The following is an 18,686-nucleotide window of genomic DNA, read 5'->3' on the forward strand; positions in this document are numbered from 1 at the left end:
ATTAGCTTGCATAAAAAAACCGGCTTACGCCGGTTTTGATGATTCTGGATAATAATCGTGGATTATTCCCATTCAATTGTTGCAGGTGGCTTACCAGAAATGTCGTAAACCACACGCGAAATACCGTCAACTTCGTTGATAATACGGTTAGAAACCTTACCTAGGAAGTCATATGGTAAGTGAGCCCAATGCGCCGTCATAAAGTCGATAGTTTCAACAGCACGCAATGAAACAACCCAATCGTACTTACGGCCATCGCCCATTACACCTACAGAACGAACTGGTAGGAACACGGTAAAGGCTTGAGAAACCTTATTATAAAGATCGGCAGCGTGCAGTTCTTCAATAAAGATTGCATCAGCACGGCGCAATAAATCACAGTACTCTTTCTTGATTTCGCCAAGAACACGAACACCTAGACCAGGTCCTGGGAATGGGTGACGATAAAGCATGTTGTATGGTAGGCCAAGTTCTAGACCAATCTTGCGTACTTCATCTTTAAACAGTTCACGTAGCGGCTCAACCAGTCCCATTTCCATGTCATCAGGAAGACCACCCACATTGTGGTGTGATTTAATAACGTGCGCTTTACCCGTTTTAGACGCCGCTGACTCAATGACGTCTGGGTAAATTGTACCCTGTGCTAGCCATTTCGCGTTTTTCAGCTTCTTAGATTCTTCATCGAACACGTCAACAAATACATGACCGATTGTTTTGCGCTTCTCTTCTGGGTCTGACTTACCTTCAAGAGCCGCTAAGAAACGTTCTTCTGCGTCAACTTTGATGATGTTTAGACCGAACTTATCGCCAAACATGTCCATTACTTGCTGACCTTCGTTAAGACGAAGTAGACCGTTATCAACGAATACACAAGTCAGTTTGTCACCGATAGCACGGTGAACAAGCATTGCGACTACAGATGAATCAACACCACCAGAAAGACCTAGAATAACTTCATCATCACCGACCTGCTCCTTAATACGAGCCACAGCATCTTCGATAATAGATTCTGATGTCCATAAACGCTCACAACCACATGCACCAAGAACAAAGTTCTCTAGCATTTGAAGGCCTTGTTTAGTGTGGGTGACTTCTGGGTGGAACTGAACGCCGTAGTATTTCTTCTCTTCATTCGCCATTGCTGCGTACGGGCAAGTGTCCGTTTCGCCAACTTTTACGAAATCGGCTGGAATTTCGACAACTTTATCACCGTGGCTCATCCATACGTCTTGAGTTAATTCAAGATCTTTGAAGATAGCTGAGTCACCAGATACTTTCACTTGTGCGTAGCCAAATTCACGTTCGTTTGAACCTGCTACACGGCCGCCTAGTTGCTCAGCCATTGTCTGCATGCCATAACAAACGCCAAGAACAGGCACGCCTGAATCGAATACATATTGAGGAGCGCGAGGAGAGTTAGCTTCCGTAACACTCTCAGGGCCACCAGATAGAATAATGCCATCTGGATTGAATTCACGAATATCCGCTTCTTCTACATCCCAGCTCCATAGTTCACAGTATACGCCGATCTCACGTACGCGACGTGCTACTAATTGTGTGTACTGCGAGCCGAAGTCTAAAATCAGAATTCGTTGGTCATGAATATTTTTCGTCATTTTGGGCAATCTTATAAGCTAAGTATTGAGAACGGAGGCGAGTTTACCCGCCTCACACCTATGCATCAAGGAAAAAAGCAAACGTTTACGTAAGATTTATTCTTACCGGAGCCAATTATGACTCTCAACGTTATCACTCTCGTCTATGGGTAATTAACCTAGACGGTAGTTTGGTGCTTCCTTAGTGATTTGAACGTCGTGTACGTGTGATTCGTTTAGACCAGCACCAGAGATACGAACGAACTCTGCTTTAGTACGCATATCTTCGATAGTCGCAGAGCCTGTTAGACCCATACTTGAACGAAGACCGCCCATTTGCTGGTGAACGATTTCTTTAAGGCGACCTTTGTACGCAATACGACCTTCGATGCCTTCTGGAACAAGCTTGTCCGCCGCATTATCAGACTGGAAGTAACGGTCCGATGAACCTTGAGACATTGCGCCTAGAGAGCCCATTCCACGGTAAGCTTTATAAGAACGGCCTTGATAAAGAATCACTTCACCCGGTGCTTCTTCAGTACCAGCAAACATAGAGCCAACCATGACACATGATGCACCCGCAACGATTGCTTTGCAGATATCACCAGAGAAGCGGATACCACCATCGGCAATCACTGGAATATCGTATTCATTCGCAACCGATGTCGCGTCTGCGATAGCTGTCACTTGAGGGACACCCACACCCGTTACGATACGAGTAGTACAGATAGAACCCGGACCAATACCTACTTTTACAGCGCTCACGCCAGCTTCAATAAGAGCTTTAGCACCTGCTGCAGTTGCGACGTTACCACCGATAATATCTAAATCTGGGTATACTTCGCGTGTTTCACGGATACGGGATAAAACACCTTCTGAGTGGCCGTGTGAAGAGTCGATAAGCAAAACGTCAACACCCGCTTCAACCAACGCTTTAACACGCTCTTCGTTACCAGCGCCAGCACCCACAGCCGCACCTACACGCAGACGACCTTGTGCATCTTTACATGCATTAGGCTTACGCTCTGCTTTGTGGAAATCTTTTGCAGTGATCATACCGGTCAATTGGAACTCGTCGTTTACGACCAGTACTTTTTCAACACGCGCACGGTGCATTTCTTCTTGAACTTCTTCGCGAGAAGCCCCTTCTTTCACTGACGCTAGACGCTCTTTTGGCGTCATTACTGCTTCTACTTTCTTAGATAAGTCAGTAACAAAGCGAACATCACGACCAGTGATGATCCCAACAAGCTCGTTGTTTTCAGCAACAACAGGGAAGCCTGCAAAGCCGTGTTTGTCAGTCAATGCAACCACATCTGCGATAGTGGCCTCAGGACTTACAGTCACTGGGTTAGTCACCACGCCGGCTTCAAAGATTTTAACTAAACGAACTTGTTCAGCTTGCTGCTCAATAGACATGTTCTTGTGGATAAAGCCAATGCCACCTTCTTGGGCTAGCGCGATCGCAAGACGCGCTTCCGTCACTGTGTCCATAGACGCAGAGATCATTGGAATATTCAGAGTGATATTCTTCGTCAACCGAGTGCGAAGATCGGCTGTGTTTGGGAGAACGGTGGAGTGAGCTGGAACGAGTAGTACATCATCGAACGTCAGCGCTTCTTTGGCAATTCTTAGCATTTGCAATATCTCACAATAGAGGAGTTTAAAGAATAATCCGCCCTTATCGTTTCGCATAATAAGGTCATTTGGATTAGATATTGCGGTGGGATTATACGCCCGACGAAATCGCTTGGCTACACATTTTTATATTTTTTATTTGCATTTACCCCCTTGATATGTATTATATTGCCGCTAATTTCCATACTCACGTCTTTGGGATTAGCTGTGCCCCTATCCTCGCGATCAAGCTCTAGTTCTAGCTCTAATAATCAAAACATTTACACGGTGTCACGCCTGAACTCTGAAGTTCGTTTATTATTAGAAAACGAAATGGGGATTGTGTGGTTAGTAGGTGAAATTTCTAACTTTTCTGCTCCTGTCTCTGGCCACTGGTACCTCACTCTTAAAGACGCTCGCGCTCAAGTTAAATGCGCTATGTTTCGTGGTAACAATCGTCGCGTCACATTCAAACCAGCCAATGGCAATCAAATCTTAGTGAAAGCAAGACTCTCTCTTTATGAGCCTAGAGGCGACTATCAACTTATCATCGAATCGATGCAACCTGAGGGGGATGGTCGACTTCAGCAAGAGTTTGAACACTTGAAAATGTCACTTGCTGCTGAGGGTCTGTTTGCCCAATCTTTGAAGAAGCCTCTTCCTAGTCACCCTAAACGCGTTGGTATCATTACATCCAAAACAGGAGCCGCGTTGTTTGACATTTTGGATGTGTTGAAAAGACGGGATCCTTCTCTGCCCGTTGTGATTTATCCAACGACAGTTCAAGGTGATAATGCTGCTATTGACATTGCTCAAGCCATCGGCCGAGCAAATAGCCGTAACGAATGTGATGTGTTAATCGTCGGACGTGGTGGTGGCTCTCTCGAAGATTTATGGTGTTTTAATCATGAAATTGTTGCAAGAACCATCGCCGCAAGCCAAATACCCATTATTAGCGCCGTGGGTCATGAGATAGATGTCACCATCGCAGACTATGTAGCGGATATGCGTGCGCCTACACCAAGTGCGGCCGCAGAGTTAATCAGTAACGATACATCTCATAAGCATGAATCTTTGGTCACCAGAGAACAGCGCTTACGGAACGTGATTCGAATTTATCTATCGGAACAGAAACAGCGTTTATCAGCCTTGATGCAAGATCTAAGCCATAAACATCCGAAACATCATCTACAACGTCAAAGTCAGCGATTGGACGAATTTGAATATCGGCTCAATTCGGCGATAAAGCAACGCCTATCTCAAGAGACGCTTAGATTAACTAACAAGCTTCACAGGTTAACTTTGCAGTCTCCGGTTACTCGCCTTGCACAGCAATCACATCGTCTTAACCAGTTGGAAAACCGATTGGAGCAGGCCATGCAACGGCAGCTAGCAACCACCAAACACAAGTTTGCTTTGAGTGTAGGAAAGCTAGATACCGTCAGCCCTCTCGCTACGCTAAAACGCGGTTACTCCATTACTCAAGATGAAAGTGGTAATGTCATTACTCAAGCGGATTCGATTCAACTGGGCACGACAATAACGACTCAGGTTGAACACGGCAAGATTCATTCTACTGTCACTGAGATCAAAACTAACTAAGCGCTAGTGGGTTTAAATTCAAACCGAGCGCGTGATTTGGATTTCAGCTCATTGCATGAGTTACAGAAGTAATTCGCGGCCCCACATGCCTGAAGCTTTTCCATTTCATTTTGACAGTCTGGACAATAGCCTACTTTACTAAAGTGCTTTGTACACTGTTTACAAAAGTACTGCCCATCCCAATTCAAGGCCGTGTTGCAATCTGGACACTCATTATCTGCAAAATTCATATCTCACCCAAACATTAGTAGATGTTAATGTTGGCATTCTATCCCGAACCTTTTGCGGATTCTAGACATCCGTTGCTCAACAACAATGATAGAAACCGTTAACAGCGAGATAAGAATAAACTCTCCAGTTTAGCTTTGCGTTTGACTTTATACATCTCGTTATCTGCAGAGCGAATCAATTGATCTATGGTGATATCAGAACAGCATTCCTTAGTCGCAAAGCCAACACTCACACCAATATTGGTGTCCTCTAAAGTGACCGGCGTATTTAGCTCTGATTGTAGTGTCTCGTAGAATGATCTAGCGTCTTCCTGGCTTGGAAAGCAGCTAAAAGCGAGAAACTCATCGCCACCGTATCGGCCTAATAGTGCTTGAACCGGGAGTAATAACTGTAATTTCTGAGCCACGGCAACCAATACTTGGTCACCAAATTGATGTCCATAGATATCGTTTACTTGCTTGAACTTATCGATATCAATAAAAAAGCACCCAAGAAAGTGACCTTGAAAGCAATGGCTTTGTTCGACTCTCTCTAATAGAGCCCTGCGATTTAAGCAATGAGTTAGTGAATCAAACTTGGCTTGATAGTTAAGCTTATCTTCTAGTGCGTACTTTTCTAAAGCAACAGAATAGACAGCAGCGATAGATTCTAGAATTTCGAGTTCAATGGCATGAGGCTCTGAGGGCATGGCGCTATAAAGTGCAAATGTACCCAGTACATGCTCCTGAGTAGAAATGACAGGCACCGACCAGCATGCTCCGATTTCGGCACGTTTTGCTAGGTCAGCAAAAGGCTGCCAATTTGCATGTTCCGTAACGTCCTGCACAATGAATGTGCATTTAAGATACGCAGCGGCTCCACATGATCCTACACCTTCTCCTATCTCGATCCCGTCAATAGCCTCATTATAAAAGTCAGGTAAATTTGGAGCAGAGGTACTGTACAATCGATGTGTGTCTTGATTTAACGTCAGTATAGAGGCCCTTTTATCCTTAAAAAGGCGCTCGGTTAACTTGATTATTCGCTTCTCTAGCTGGTTTTTGGGTAACCCTAGAGCAAGCTCTTTCAAGAGTAAATTCATGCCCTTATGGGCATCTATCAGCAAATCTTTCGTCATAAGTCCGCAGCATTGTCATTATTATTGAGTATGCGTGTTTGATGTATAATAACACAACGTACGGATAGATGATCTATTGACCAGTTTAATATTTAGTCGTATTTTCAATAGTGCGAATAACTATGATGCTTCGTGATAGATCCTTCCCAGATCTTCCCCTTAATCTAACCTGATCAGCGATCTGCTCTAAAAAGAACATTTATATAACCACATACCGAAAGCATAAGTTACATATTCTGCATTTGGATTTAAATCAGCACATAACACCAAAAAACAGCTCAAAAAACCACCGAATCAGAATAATAAAAAACGATCATTTGCTGAATTAGAGACTTACACGGGTATGCATTTCGATATAAGACGAATCTATCGCTTTTAACTCGATTTTGAGTTCGGAAAACTCATTCATATGATTTACGTGCGTGCCTCCACAAGGCATAACAACATCAACACCATCCAAAGTACAGTGCCAGTACCTAGAGCTCGTCAAGTACGGACCTTCTAGTTGCATATCAACTTCAGAAGGCGACTGGAGCCAGTCTAAGAGTTGCTGATTGGTCAGCTCTTCAATTCGTTGTAGGTCACTGACCACTTCTGTGGTGTTCAACCCCCGCTTCTTCAATGTTTTTCCTAAACGATATCGGTCAAAGCAGTTATTTGGCGATATTAAGCTCTGTTCCTGAGCATAGCTATTAAAATCATAGTGACCCAAACCATCTTTGCGATCGGCTTCTTTTCTCCAGTAAGAGGCCGCCAACACTTTGTTTAACGCCAAAGATGCAATGTGTCCCGCGCTATGACCTCTACTCAAACTCTCTTGGTAGGCTTTATCCACTTCTAAAGAAATTGTTTGACCGACAAAAAGCTCGGCGTTTTTCGTTACTCGATGGACAACAACGAACACCCAACCATCACTATCTCGCTTTACGGGAATAGCACTGCCAACGTATAGAGTTTGTGTCTCAAGCTCAATCGCACCAACAAGGCAATCCATCACTTCGATTCTCTTGTCTGCTGCTATCAAGTAGCCTCTATCAGCCGGATGATCTGGCCATATATGGCTCACTGGATGAAATGGCGTATTTTCTACGACAATATCCATGTAATCAGTATGTTGGTCGACTAATTGAATCGAACTATCCAATTGCCACGTTTGATGACAGAAATGAACTTTAGTTGCGGTGAACACGATATGGTTATTCCTTTGCAATAAAAAACGCCCACTGTATCCAGCGGGCGCAATATAGTTTACTTTATTTTTTTGGACGACCTTTCATCATCGTCATTAAGCGTTTACGTTTACGCTCTTGAGAAAGCGTCATCTTGTTCGACTTGCCTTCAAATGGGTTGTCACTACTTTGGAAGTTAATCCGAATAGGTGTACCCATAATTTCCAATGAACGACGGTAGTAGTTCATCAAATAACGTTTATATGAATCAGGTAACTCATTAACTAGGTTACCATGTACTACAACGATCGGTGGGTTGTAGCCACCAGCATGCGCATATTTCAGTTTAACACGGCGTCCACGAACCATTGGCGGTTGGTGATCTTCCGTCGCCATTTTCATGATACGTGTAAGTACCGACGTACCGACACGAGTCGTCGCTGATTTGTATGCCTCTTGTACAGATTCAAATAAGTGGCCTACTCCAGTACCGTGTAATGCAGAAATAAAGTGGATTCGCGCAAAGTCGACAAAGCCCAGACGACGATCTAGCTCTTTCTTGACGTGCTCTTTCACATCGTTGTCTAACCCATCCCACTTATTCACTGCGATCACGATAGAACGACCCGAATTTAGTGCGAAACCAAGTAAACTTAAATCTTGGTCAGAGATGTTTTCACGCGCATCGATAACGAGTAATACGACGTTTGCATCTTCCACAGCCTTTAGCGTCTTTACTACCGAGAATTTTTCTACCGTTTCATTAATACTACGACGACGACGTACACCCGCCGTATCAATCAGAACATATTCACGTTCATCACGCTGCATTGGGATATAGATAGAATCGCGAGTCGTACCTGGCATGTCATAAACCACCACACGCTCTTCACCTAGAATGCGGTTAGTCAGCGTTGATTTACCTACATTAGGGCGACCAATAATAGCTAGCTTAATTGGTTGATCTTGTAGACGCTTAAACTCTTCTTCAGCTTCTTCTTCAGTGTAATCGAGTTTTTCTTCTTCGTCTTCAAACTCAGTCAGATCTTCAATTTCACCTTTTTCAACAAAGCTTTCTGCAAACGGGTTAAGTGCGCGCTCAATAAGAGCAGTCACACCACGACCATGCGCAGCTGCAATATGGTACATATCTTCGACACCTAACTGCCAGAATTCAGCACTGGCTGCGTCAGCATCGATACCGTCAACTTTGTTAATCACTAAGAAAGATGGCTTCTCAATCTTGCGTAGGTGTTGAGCAATCGCTTCATCGGCTGATGTTAAACCTGCACGACCATCTACTAGGAAAAGGACAACATCCGCTTCATCAATCGCCGCGAGCGATTGTTCCGCCATTTTTGTTTCCACACCTTCTTCAGTGCCATCAATACCACCGGTATCGATCACAATGAATTCATGCTCACCCAGTTTTGCCTGACCATATTTACGGTCACGTGTTAACCCCGGGAAATCCGCAACAAGAGCATCACGCGTACGCGTTAATCGATTGAACAGGGTTGACTTACCCACATTTGGGCGGCCAACTAGGGCAACAACAGGTACCATATAAACCTCTACACTTATCTTCTAATTGTAGTTATAGGTAAAATTTTCACGCTTTCCTATAACCACAAATTAATCCATCTATCCGAGCTCGAAAAGATCCTTTTGCTTCGCAGCAATAAAACGGCTCCTAACTGAGATCAGCCAGGAGCCGTTTGTGAATTATATCACGCTTTCTAGTTGATGGTGAGTTTCTTTATTTCACCATCACGAGTCACAAGCACATAGCCCTCTGGTACCTCAGTAGGTCCAACAGAAAGGCCACTATCATTGACTAGTTGCTGAGCGACAAACTCACCAGACTCTCTGTCAAGCCAGTGCAAATAGCCCAGACTATCGCCAACGACCACATATCCATCAATAATCACTGGTGCTGTGAGTAGTCGGTTTTCTAGCTGGTTATTTTCCCATAGTTCTGTGCCACTACGAGCATCAACCGCCACGACGTGATCATTATCGGTCACCAAGAACAAGCTACGATTATCCGTAGCCATATCAGTTGCTGAAGAATAATTACGCTTCCAAATTGGGTTACCTGAACGCAGGTCAATGGAAATAAGTTGTCCATTAAAACCAACCGTAAATAGGGTACCACCTAAAATGATCGGCGAAGAATCTACATCAACAAGACGATCAATTTCAGTTGCCCCTTTTGGCGTTCCTACTGGTTGTTGCCAAATGAGCTGACCACGATCAACGATGGCCGCAGCCAAACGTCCATTTGCCGTACCCCAGAATACACCGCCAGAAACCGTCGCAGGAGCACTGTCACCACGCAGAGTCAAGTTAGGAACATCAGTGCTGATTGCCCATCGCTCTTCACCTGATGTTTGCTCTAGAGCCACCAACAAACCTTGACTGGTATGAACCATTATAAGGCTGGCATCTGCAACGGGATTTGCTAGCACCTCGCCATCAACTTTTGCACGCCAAACCTCTTCACCGGTTTTGACATCTAATGCGATGACTTCACCGTTTTCGCTACCGATGTACAGTTTTTGGTAAGCAGCTGCAATACCACCAGACAATCTTGCCGAGGTATCCCCAGCAACATCGACTTCCCAAAGGGCTTTACCATTTTCTGGATCAATCGCTTTAACCACACCGTCACGACTTGCTACAAACAAGGTATCGTAAGCATAAATCGGCGACAGCTTTGAAAAGAACTGGCCAACACCATCACCAATGCTAGCAGACCAAACCGATTGAGGTGTGAATTCACTTTGGACCTTTGGCAATGGCGCCATAATGACCGTATCTTCTTCACTAGAACATCCTGCTAGGATTCCCAGTACCGAGATAGAAAGGAGTACTTTCTTGACAACTCTATTCATCGGTTATGGCCCTTACTTGGCAAGATCATCCAGTTTGATTTGTAGCCCTTGGCTAGCATCTTGTGCTTGCTGCGCTTCAGTGTAGGCTGTATACGCCGCATCGCGGTCGCCTTCACGAATAGCAATATCACCGCGTAACTCAGCAACACGACCAGCCCATGCTTCGTTTGTGATTGTTGCTAGCTCTGCAACAGCACCGTCGTTATTACCCATTGCAGTCATAAGACGAGCAATACGATAGGTCACAAGCGGAGCAATTGCCGCATCTTTGGTGTTACTCTGAGCCCATTGAAGCTGCTCAAGCGCTTTTTCAAGCTCACCCGCTTCTACCTGTACTTTCGCCAATTGCAGTGACGCTAGCACGTTGTATTCTGTATCTTTGCTACCATCGATAAACGCTTGCACATCACCACTGGCATCTGCGCCATTTGTCGTGATAGTTTCAATCACTTTCGTGTACTGCTCAGATGCGGCTTCTTGCGTAGACGTTACCGAATCTTGATAATAACGCCAACCAAATAAACCACCTAAACCAACAACAACACCAAGAACAACGGCTTTACCGTTTTCTTTCCACCAATCTTTGATCGCTTCTACTTGTTGCTCTTCAGAATCGTAGAGTTCCACTTCCTGTCCTCTTAATAGAAATCATCACGGATGTTGATCGATCCATTGCCTCAATATTCAATCAACATCAGTGTTAAAACTAAATAATATCAGCTAATTTAGCGGCTAACTCAGTTTGAGCAATAGTTTCTTGCTCACCGCCCTGCAAATCTTTGACCACGACCGTATTCTCAGCAACCTCATTCTCACCAAGAACCAAAGCGTAGACTGCACCAACTTTATCAGCACGCTTAAATTGTTTCTTGAAGTTACCACCGCCAAAGTGGTTCATGACACGAATCCCCGGTAGCGCCTCACGTAGAGATTCCGCTAACTTCATTCCGGCCATCATGGTCCCTTCACCAGCAGTCACGACGTAGGCATCAACACTGCGACGAACATCGGTTAGTTCCAGCGTTTCCATCATCAGAACCAAACGCTCTAATCCCATAGCAAAGCCTACCGCTGGTGTTGCTTTGCCGCCTAGTTGTTCAACAAGGCCGTCATAGCGTCCACCGCCACAGACTGTCCCTTGTGCGCCTAAGCTTTCGGTGATCCATTCGAATACAGTACGGTTGTAATAGTCCAGACCACGAACCAGGCGCTGGTTTACCGTATATTCGATTCCTGCAGCATCCAGAAGTTCACAAAGGCCTGCAAAATGTTGCTTGGAGTCTTGATCAAGATAATCAGCGAGTTCAGGCGCATCCACTAAGATGGCTTGTACATCTGGATTTTTACTATCTAGAACACGCAATGGATTAGTGTACATACGACGTTTGCTGTCTTCGTCGAGAACCTCAATATGCTGTTCTAAGTGCGCAATCAGCGCAGAGCGATAGTCAGCACGAGCGTCTAGAGAACCGATAGAGTTCAACTCTAAACGTACATGCTCAGCGATGCCTAGTTCACGCCATAGACGTGCCGTCATCATGATAAGTTCAGCATCAACATCAGGGCCGTCTAACCCAAATACTTCGACACCACATTGGTGGAATTGACGGTAGCGGCCTTTTTGTGGGCGTTCATGACGGAACATTGGGCCCATATACCATAGACGTTGCTCTTGGTTGTACAGCAAACCATTTTCGATCCCTGAACGAACACAGCCCGCAGTCCCTTCAGGACGCAAAGTTAGGCTGTCTCCATTGCGATCTTCAAATGTGTACATTTCCTTTTCGACCACATCTGTTACTTCACCAATAGCACGGCTGAACAAATGTGTCATTTCAACGATAGGCATACGTACTTCGTTGTAGCCATATGCGCTAACAACATGCTTCACTGTATTCTCAACTTTTTGCCAAAGAGGAGATTGTGTTGGGAGGCAGTCGTTCATGCCTCGGATTGCTTGAATAGTTTTTGCCACAGTTTAATACCGTTATATCGTTGAAATTATTTATCTTCTACTTGATTCACTTCGATGCGATTTGACTCATCTAACATCGACGCTTTCGCGCGAATTTTTGCTTCGAGCTGATTCACTAGGTCATCATTATCAAAGCGCTCTTTCTGACGTTTACCGTCTTCGTAAAAAGCACTTTTCTTATTGCTGCCTGCCAAGCCTAAATGTGACACTTCTGCCTCACCCGGCCCATTCACCACACAGCCGATAATCGATACATCCATCGGTGTAATCACGTCTTCTAGACGCTGCTCTAACGCATTTACTGTACCGATCACATCGAATTCTTGACGTGAGCAACTTGGACAAGCAATGAAGTTGATACCGCGAGAGCGAATACGTAATGATTTGAGGATATCAAAGCCTACTTTAATCTCTTCAACAGGATCAGCCGCCAAAGAAATACGTAATGTATCACCAATACCTTCCGCTAATAACATACCCAGTCCAACGGAAGATTTGACTGCGCCCGCACGCGCTCCACCAGCTTCGGTAATCCCTAAGTGTAGTGGTTGGTCGATCTTTTGCGCCAGTAATCGGTAAGAGTCAACGGCAAGGAAGACATCCGATGCTTTAACACTGACTTTAAACTGATCAAAGTTAAGTCGATCGAGAATATCAACATGGCGCATCGCTGATTCAACCAGTGCCGCAGGCGTCGGTTCGCCGTACTTCATTTGAATATCTTTCTCGAGCGAACCGCCGTTGACACCAATACGAATAGGAATGTTGTTATCGCGAGCACAATCGACGACAGAGCGAATACGAGCTTCGTTGCCGATGTTACCCGGGTTGATACGCAAACAATCAACGCCGTATTCTGCCACTTTAAGTGCAATTCGATAGTCGAAATGAATATCCGCAACGAGTGGAATCGAGATTTGTTGTTTTATCTCGCGAAACGCTTCCGCCGCATCCATGGTAGGCACAGATACACGAACAATGTCTGCACCGACATTTTCCAGCGCTTTAATTTGAGTGACGGTCGCGGCGACATCTGTCGTACGAGTATTTGTCATTGACTGTACTGCAATGGGCGCGCCATCGCCGATAGGTACATCGCCCACATAAATACGCGTAGATGGGCGACGTTTAATTGGTGATTCGTGATGCATATTGATTATCTAAGGTAAGGTGAATCGAGCTACTTTGCCTGAAGTATACCCAGAAAGGTCGACAGGTTCACTTGCTAATGTCATTGAAACCTTCTCAGGTGCGCCCAAAATCACTTTAAACGGCGCTTTTCCATTAACATTAACACTGTCACCTTGCTTTTTAATGCCTGTCGTGATGGTTTTGCCATCTGCGTCTTTCAACTGGATCCAGCAGTCTCCAGTAAACGTCATCGTCAGGTTTGTCAATCCGTCTGTCGGTTTAGATTGTTCTTTGTCAGATTCCGGCTTTTCATCTGTCACAACGTCTTGCTGCGCCGACGTGTCTTTATTGGTAACTGGCTCCGACACCGGCTCTGTCGTCGTCGCTTCTGTCACCACGGCTTGCTGCGCCGACGTATCTTTATTGGTAACTGGCTCCGACACTGGCTCTGTTGTCGTCGCTTCTGTTTGTTCTGGCGCTTCGATAATAGCAGAAACATCAATCGTTTTGACGTCATCTTCCGCGGGAGCTAACTCTGATTGAGCCACAACTTTTGGAGAAGTTGGCTCTTCAACCTGAAATGCTGGATCAGTATTATCAGCAATTTCAGATAAGGTGTCCTTTTGCTGACTTTGCAGCCACCATACCGATGAGATACCAATAATAACGACGAAGATGCCCCACGTGAGTTTCATGATACGGCTATCGTGCTTTTCTTTATTGGTTTTTTGAGAAAAACTTTGCATTGGCTGTTCAGAATGTTGAGCTTCAATATGATGCTCGATAGCACCCAAGATCTCTTTCTCATCGATACCCACCGCTTTAGCGTATGAGCGTAGATACCCTCGAGTAAATGTGGCAACTTGCTCGCCATCAAAAGCATTGGCTTCAATTTTCTGAATAATGGCAACGCGTAATCGCAATCTATCTGCAATCTGCTTTTGAGTGAGCCCTAATGCTTCTCGCTTCTCTTTAAGAATCGTTCCAGCAAGGGATGGCTCGTGTTGTTCTACTTGATCTACTACGGTATTTTTTTCAGCACTCATTGATTATGTACTTCTTTTGGTTGTGACTATGACGCGACACGCTTAATTCGTTTTATTTTTTGGTGTTGTATCGTCAATAGTGTGGTAAATCGTACGTCCTAACTGTTATTACAGCATAGTACCAAATTACTGACTTCTGCACGTCTCTATAGTGCAAAGTACTCAATTTCATTATAATTTTCGCGCAATATCGCCCCGTTATGGAACAAGACAGCGGCAGGATGTGACCATCATAGTCGATTCTAGCCATGAGTTAAAATCGGCAAACGTAAAACGACGTAAATAGAACCCTTTTTGTTCAAAAATTGACACTATCTATTAGGTTCAGACGACGTTTTGAAATATTTGATTAACAAAAACGATATTTGTTCCATTAATACTGCATTTTTTATCAATAAATTGTGGCAAAGATCAGAGTTTCTCGCTGCCACGCTTTCAGATACAAAAAAACCAAGCAAATACTTGGTTTTTATTTATTTGTTCTCGATTTAAAGCGCTTTCACAGGAATTGCTTTCACAGGAATAGCTTCGCCCTTTTGCTCGGCCAATAGCTTGGTACGCTTGGTTCGGTCGATAACATCACCGACCAACTGACCACATGCTGCATCAATATCATCACCACGAGTCTTACGAACCGTCACTGTATAATCATATTGCATAAGCGTTTTCATAAAACGGTCTATACGCGAATTACTTGGCTTCTTGTAAGGTGAACCTGGATAAGGGTTAAATGGAATCAAGTTGATTTTCGCAGGTGTATCTTTCAATAATTCGGCCAGTTCACGAGCGTGATCCATATCATCGTTAACATGGTCTAAAAGCACATATTCAACGGTAACTTTACCGCGGTTAGCGTTCGATGATGCAATATAACGACGTACAGATGCTAAGAAGTCTTGAATATCCCAACGATCGTTAATCGGCATAATTTCACTGCGCAGCTTGTCATTTGGCGCGTGAAGAGAAATCGCCAACGCAACATCAATTTCACCGGTCATTTGATCAAGGCCAGAAACCACACCAGACGTCGAAACCGTCACACGGCGCTTAGACAATCCAAAACCAAGATCGTCTAGCATAATCTCTAGTGCAGGCATCAAGTTTTTCATATTCAGTAACGGCTCACCCATACCCATCATCACGACGTTGGTAATAGGACGACGACCCGTCTCTTTTTCAAGACCTACTTCACGAGCAGCGCGCCATACCTGACCAATGATTTCAGAGACTTTAAGGTTACGGTTAAAACCTTGCTGTGCCGTTGAGCAGAATTTGCACTCTAATGCACAACCTACTTGTGATGAAACACAAAGTGTCGCACGGTCATCATCCGGAATATATACCGTTTCAACATCTTGATCGCCCACACGCATCGCCCACTTGATGGTGCCATCTGATGAATGCTGCGCTTCAGAGACTGTCGGTGCTTTGATTTCAGCTAAGCGAATCAACTTTTCACGAAGCTTCTTGTTGATGTTGGTCATCTTCTCAAAGTCATCACAGCCGAAGTGATAGATCCACTTCATGACCTGATCAGCACGGAAGGCTTTTTCGCCAAGTTCCTCTTGGAAGAATTTACGCATACCTTTGCGATCAAAATCGAGTAGATTGACTTTTTGTGCGGTCATGTTGCCTCTTCGATGACGGTGATTCTAGTTAAGGGCGCGAATTGTACAGCCTTTAGGCGACTACAACAAGCGCTACAAAACCTTAAAATAATAAGGTATTCATTTATAAGTGAACATTTTTTGTACAGCTCAAAAGCCCAATGTAAAAAAGGAGGCGAAAGCCTCCTTGTGTTGAGCACAATCAATCATCAACGCGGGCAGATTTCCGATGTCGGAAAGAAGAACTCAATTTCTCGAGCCGCTGATTCAGGGCTGTCTGAACCATGAACCGAGTTGTGACGCATGCTTAATGCATAGTCTGCACGAATGGTTCCACAAGCGGCTTCTTCTGGATTAGTTTTACCCATAAGTTCACGATAACGAGCAATCGCATCTTCACCCTCGAGCACTTGAACCATAATAGGACCAGAGGTCATAAACTCACGTAGCGCCTCAAAAAATGGCTTACCCTCATGCTCTGCATAGAAACCTTTCGCTTGCTCGTCGGTAAGATGAACCATCTTAGCCGCAATAATTTTTAGACCGGCTTTCTCAATACGATGATAGATTTCACCAATAAGATTACGTTCTACTGCATCTGGTTTAACGATTGAAAATGTTCTTTCTAGGGCCATTATTGTTCCTTATCTTTCTGTTTCTATAGTTGTTATTTGGTTTGAGCTTGCTCGGTAAGCAATCGAGCGAGAGTGCGAACCCCCATGCCAGTTGCACCCGCAGACCACTTATCCGTCGCAGCTTTACGATAAGTGCCAGCACAATCAAAGTGCAGCCAACCTTTTTTGTAATCAGTAACAAAGTAAGACAAGAATGCCGCTGCGGTACTTGCTCCTGGTGAATAATCACCACTACTGATATTAGAAAGGTCAGCGAAATTTGACGGCAACATGCCACGGTGGAAATCGGCTAGAGGTAGCGGCCAAAGACCTTCTTTCTCTTGATTTGCGTTGGTTAACGCTTGATGCGCAAGTTCATCATCAAAAGACATGATCGCATGATAATCATTGCCTAGAGCGTTTTTAGCTGCACCTGTGAGCGTGGCACAATCTATGATTAGCTCTGGATTTTGTTCACTCGCGTAAATCAGACCATCGGCGAGGACCAAACGTCCTTCCGCATCCGTATTCATGATCTCAACGGTTTTGCCATTTTTATAGGTGATCACATCACCAAGCTTCAACGCACGACCAGAGACCATATTTTCGGCACAACAAAGAATCAGTTTCACACGCTTATTCAAACCACGCATGATCGCCAAACCTAGGCCGCCAGTGATGGTTCCAGCACCGCCCATGTCCGCTTTCATGGCCGACATGAAGTTAGAAGGCTTCAAGCTATAGCCACCTGAATCAAAGGTAATCCCCTTCCCAACAAGGCATGCAAATACCGGAGCATTTTCATCACCAGTTGGGTTGTAATCGAGTTGCAGCATTGCTGACGTACGGTCAGAGCCACGACCGACGGCGAAAATGCCTTCCCACCCCTCTGTCAGTAAGTCTTTATCTTTTACGATACGGTAGGTAACGTGCTCAGGTGCCGTCGATTTTATGAATTCTGCCGCCACTGTCGCCAGTTGACGAGGGGCGACTTCTTCTGCACTTTTATTGATGATGTCACGGGTCCAATCAGACGCTTTGATACGAGCGTTCAACTCTTGGTCATCTTGCTCGCTAAGAGATGGGAGCGTCACTTGTGTCGTTTTTCTTGAGTTGCGATAACCTTGATAAAACGCCCAAGTGGACTCTAAATCCCAACCTTCACCAGCTAACGTTGCATGACTAATACCTTGTGCATCTAGTTTACGAGCCGCGCGCTGAATAGCACCTAAATCGTGGCCTTCGCCTAAATGTACGGTCGCGCCAGTATCAGTGAAAGAGATAATCGCTTTTTCGCCCCATTGAGGAGCAGCCGCTTCTTGGCTAAGAAATACCGACATTGTGTTAGACATGGTCTCTCCTTGTCTTAATTCTGTTTGTGTTGTCGCCTCTTATGATTCAAATGATGTTATCACTATGTAGAGACAATACCAATGACCCGCCCAGAGGAATTAATAACAATGTAACATGCAGCGACAAAAAAACGGACCAAAGGTCCGTTTTTAGAATTAAAGTTAGAGAGATTGATCAATCGTACTCGTCCATCCAGCACAAGATGACTGCTTCGAGAATTTTCTCATTGGAACGATTTGGATCGTCATCAAAATCTTCCAGTTCCGTTATCCATTTATGCAAGTCAGTAAAACGAACCGTTTTAGGATCCGTGTCTGGGAATTGATCGCACAGTTCTATAGCGATATCACGAGAATCAGTCCATGTTAAGCTCATGTATCCTCCACTTTTTAGTGATCTTCAGATGCGTGGTTTAAAGTATACTTTGGAATTTCTATTACTAAGTCTTCGTCAGCAACAACCGCTTGGCATCCCAAACGTGATTCTGGCTCCAAACCCCATGCTTTATCAAGCATGTCGTCTTCAAGCTCTTCACTCTCTTCTAGTGAATCAAAGCCTTCACGAATAATCACGTGACATGTGGTGCAAGCGCACGACTTTTCACATGCATGTTCAATCCCAATACCGTTCTTTAGTGCCACATCTAATACGGTTTCGCCTTCGTTAGCCTCTAACACTGCGCCTTCTGGGCACAGATCTTCATGGGGCAGAACAACTATTTTTGGCATGACT

17 protein-coding genes are annotated in these 18,686 nt (G+C 44.6%); 1 reads left to right on the top strand and 16 read right to left on the bottom strand.

What is annotated here, in order from left to right; all coding sequences use genetic code 11:
• Nucleotides 1-62 precede the first annotated feature (62 nt).
• Nucleotides 63-1,616, bottom strand: a complete 1,554-nt coding sequence (guaA, locus tag VTH8203_RS08405) for a glutamine-hydrolyzing GMP synthase (RefSeq protein ID WP_096993267.1) — start codon at nucleotides 1,614-1,616, stop codon at nucleotides 63-65.
• A 153-nt stretch (nucleotides 1,617-1,769) separates the two neighbouring features.
• Nucleotides 1,770-3,233, bottom strand: a complete 1,464-nt coding sequence (gene guaB / locus VTH8203_RS08410) for an IMP dehydrogenase (RefSeq protein WP_096993310.1) — start codon at nucleotides 3,231-3,233, stop codon at nucleotides 1,770-1,772.
• 207 nt (nucleotides 3,234-3,440) lie between these two features.
• Between guaB and xseA the strand changes: the two genes are divergently transcribed.
• Complete coding sequence (xseA, locus tag VTH8203_RS08415; protein ID WP_096993268.1) at nucleotides 3,441-4,814, top strand: exodeoxyribonuclease VII large subunit; 1,374 nt, start codon at nucleotides 3,441-3,443, stop codon at nucleotides 4,812-4,814.
• Here xseA and VTH8203_RS08420 read toward each other — a convergent pair.
• From VTH8203_RS08420 to fdx, 14 genes are all read right to left on the bottom strand, one after another.
• Nucleotides 4,811-5,044, bottom strand: coding sequence for a zinc ribbon domain-containing protein (locus VTH8203_RS08420; RefSeq protein ID WP_096993269.1), 234 nt, complete (start codon nucleotides 5,042-5,044; stop codon nucleotides 4,811-4,813). The two genes, xseA and VTH8203_RS08420, sit on opposite strands and share 4 nt — an antisense overlap.
• A gap of 98 nt (nucleotides 5,045-5,142) precedes the next feature.
• Nucleotides 5,143-6,162 (bottom strand): sensor domain-containing diguanylate cyclase, encoded by a 1,020-nt coding sequence (locus VTH8203_RS08425; RefSeq protein ID WP_096993270.1) that lies wholly within the window; start codon nucleotides 6,160-6,162, stop codon nucleotides 5,143-5,145.
• Nucleotides 6,163-6,487: 325 nt separating this feature from the next.
• Complete coding sequence (locus VTH8203_RS08430) at nucleotides 6,488-7,354, bottom strand: alanine--tRNA ligase (protein WP_167385804.1); 867 nt, start codon at nucleotides 7,352-7,354, stop codon at nucleotides 6,488-6,490.
• A gap of 61 nt (nucleotides 7,355-7,415) precedes the next feature.
• The gene (der, locus tag VTH8203_RS08435; protein WP_096993272.1) at nucleotides 7,416-8,897 is read right to left on the bottom strand and encodes a ribosome biogenesis GTPase Der; all 1,482 of its coding nucleotides are present in this window, start codon (nucleotides 8,895-8,897) and stop codon (nucleotides 7,416-7,418) included.
• Between the two features lie 173 nt (nucleotides 8,898-9,070).
• Nucleotides 9,071-10,228: an outer membrane protein assembly factor BamB gene (gene bamB / locus VTH8203_RS08440; RefSeq protein WP_096993273.1), complete on the bottom strand. Its 1,158-nt coding sequence runs from the start codon at nucleotides 10,226-10,228 to the stop codon at nucleotides 9,071-9,073.
• A 12-nt stretch (nucleotides 10,229-10,240) separates the two neighbouring features.
• Nucleotides 10,241-10,855 (bottom strand): YfgM family protein, encoded by a 615-nt coding sequence (locus VTH8203_RS08445; RefSeq protein WP_096993274.1) that lies wholly within the window; start codon nucleotides 10,853-10,855, stop codon nucleotides 10,241-10,243.
• Nucleotides 10,856-10,934: 79 nt separating this feature from the next.
• Nucleotides 10,935-12,203, bottom strand: a complete 1,269-nt coding sequence (gene hisS, locus VTH8203_RS08450; RefSeq protein ID WP_096993275.1) for a histidine--tRNA ligase — start codon at nucleotides 12,201-12,203, stop codon at nucleotides 10,935-10,937.
• 26 nt (nucleotides 12,204-12,229) lie between these two features.
• On the bottom strand, nucleotides 12,230-13,354 hold the full coding sequence (gene ispG, locus VTH8203_RS08455; RefSeq protein WP_096993276.1) for a flavodoxin-dependent (E)-4-hydroxy-3-methylbut-2-enyl-diphosphate synthase: 1,125 nt from the start codon (nucleotides 13,352-13,354) through the stop codon (nucleotides 12,230-12,232).
• Between the two features lie 9 nt (nucleotides 13,355-13,363).
• On the bottom strand, nucleotides 13,364-14,380 hold the full coding sequence (gene rodZ, locus VTH8203_RS08460) for a cytoskeleton protein RodZ (RefSeq protein WP_096993277.1): 1,017 nt from the start codon (nucleotides 14,378-14,380) through the stop codon (nucleotides 13,364-13,366).
• Between the two features lie 488 nt (nucleotides 14,381-14,868).
• Nucleotides 14,869-16,008, bottom strand: coding sequence for a dual-specificity RNA methyltransferase RlmN (gene rlmN, locus VTH8203_RS08465; RefSeq protein WP_096993278.1), 1,140 nt, complete (start codon nucleotides 16,006-16,008; stop codon nucleotides 14,869-14,871).
• 188 nt (nucleotides 16,009-16,196) lie between these two features.
• On the bottom strand, nucleotides 16,197-16,622 hold the full coding sequence (gene ndk, locus VTH8203_RS08470) for a nucleoside-diphosphate kinase (protein ID WP_088876170.1): 426 nt from the start codon (nucleotides 16,620-16,622) through the stop codon (nucleotides 16,197-16,199).
• 32 nt (nucleotides 16,623-16,654) lie between these two features.
• Nucleotides 16,655-17,953 carry an aminopeptidase PepB gene (gene pepB, locus VTH8203_RS08475; RefSeq protein WP_096993279.1) on the bottom strand — a complete coding sequence of 433 codons (1,299 nt, stop codon included), beginning with the start codon at nucleotides 17,951-17,953 and terminating at the stop codon, nucleotides 16,655-16,657.
• Nucleotides 17,954-18,128: 175 nt separating this feature from the next.
• Complete coding sequence (iscX, locus tag VTH8203_RS08480; protein ID WP_096993280.1) at nucleotides 18,129-18,329, bottom strand: Fe-S cluster assembly protein IscX; 201 nt, start codon at nucleotides 18,327-18,329, stop codon at nucleotides 18,129-18,131.
• A gap of 14 nt (nucleotides 18,330-18,343) precedes the next feature.
• On the bottom strand, nucleotides 18,344-18,682 hold the full coding sequence (gene fdx, locus VTH8203_RS08485) for an ISC system 2Fe-2S type ferredoxin (protein WP_096993281.1): 339 nt from the start codon (nucleotides 18,680-18,682) through the stop codon (nucleotides 18,344-18,346).
• Nucleotides 18,683-18,686: the final 4 nt, after the last annotated feature.

Origin of the sequence: Vibrio thalassae (assembly GCF_900089835.1) — a bacterium.
Taxonomy (GTDB): domain Bacteria; phylum Pseudomonadota; class Gammaproteobacteria; order Enterobacterales; family Vibrionaceae; genus Vibrio; species Vibrio thalassae.

Excerpts from the sequence above, each read along its gene's own strand:
- ispG (WP_096993276.1), bottom strand. The coding sequence starts at position 13,354 with ATGCATCACGAATCACCAATTAAACGTCGCCCATCTACGCGTATTTAT.
- ndk (WP_088876170.1), bottom strand. The coding sequence starts at position 16,622 with ATGGCCCTAGAAAGAACATTTTCAATCGTTAAACCAGATGCAGTAGAA.
- rlmN (WP_096993278.1), bottom strand. The coding sequence starts at position 16,008 with ATGACCGCACAAAAAGTCAATCTACTCGATTTTGATCGCAAAGGTATG.
- pepB (WP_096993279.1), bottom strand. The coding sequence starts at position 17,953 with ATGTCTAACACAATGTCGGTATTTCTTAGCCAAGAAGCGGCTGCTCCT.
- bamB (WP_096993273.1), bottom strand. The coding sequence starts at position 10,228 with ATGAATAGAGTTGTCAAGAAAGTACTCCTTTCTATCTCGGTACTGGGA.
- guaB (WP_096993310.1), bottom strand. The coding sequence starts at position 3,233 with ATGCTAAGAATTGCCAAAGAAGCGCTGACGTTCGATGATGTACTACTC.
- VTH8203_RS08420 (WP_096993269.1), bottom strand. The coding sequence starts at position 5,044 with ATGAATTTTGCAGATAATGAGTGTCCAGATTGCAACACGGCCTTGAAT.
- iscX (WP_096993280.1), bottom strand. The coding sequence starts at position 18,329 with ATGAGCTTAACATGGACTGATTCTCGTGATATCGCTATAGAACTGTGC.
- VTH8203_RS08425 (WP_096993270.1), bottom strand. The coding sequence starts at position 6,162 with ATGACGAAAGATTTGCTGATAGATGCCCATAAGGGCATGAATTTACTC.
- guaA (WP_096993267.1), bottom strand. The coding sequence starts at position 1,616 with ATGACGAAAAATATTCATGACCAACGAATTCTGATTTTAGACTTCGGC.
- rodZ (WP_096993277.1), bottom strand. The coding sequence starts at position 14,380 with ATGAGTGCTGAAAAAAATACCGTAGTAGATCAAGTAGAACAACACGAG.
- der (WP_096993272.1), bottom strand. The coding sequence starts at position 8,897 with ATGGTACCTGTTGTTGCCCTAGTTGGCCGCCCAAATGTGGGTAAGTCA.
- fdx (WP_096993281.1), bottom strand. The coding sequence starts at position 18,682 with ATGCCAAAAATAGTTGTTCTGCCCCATGAAGATCTGTGCCCAGAAGGC.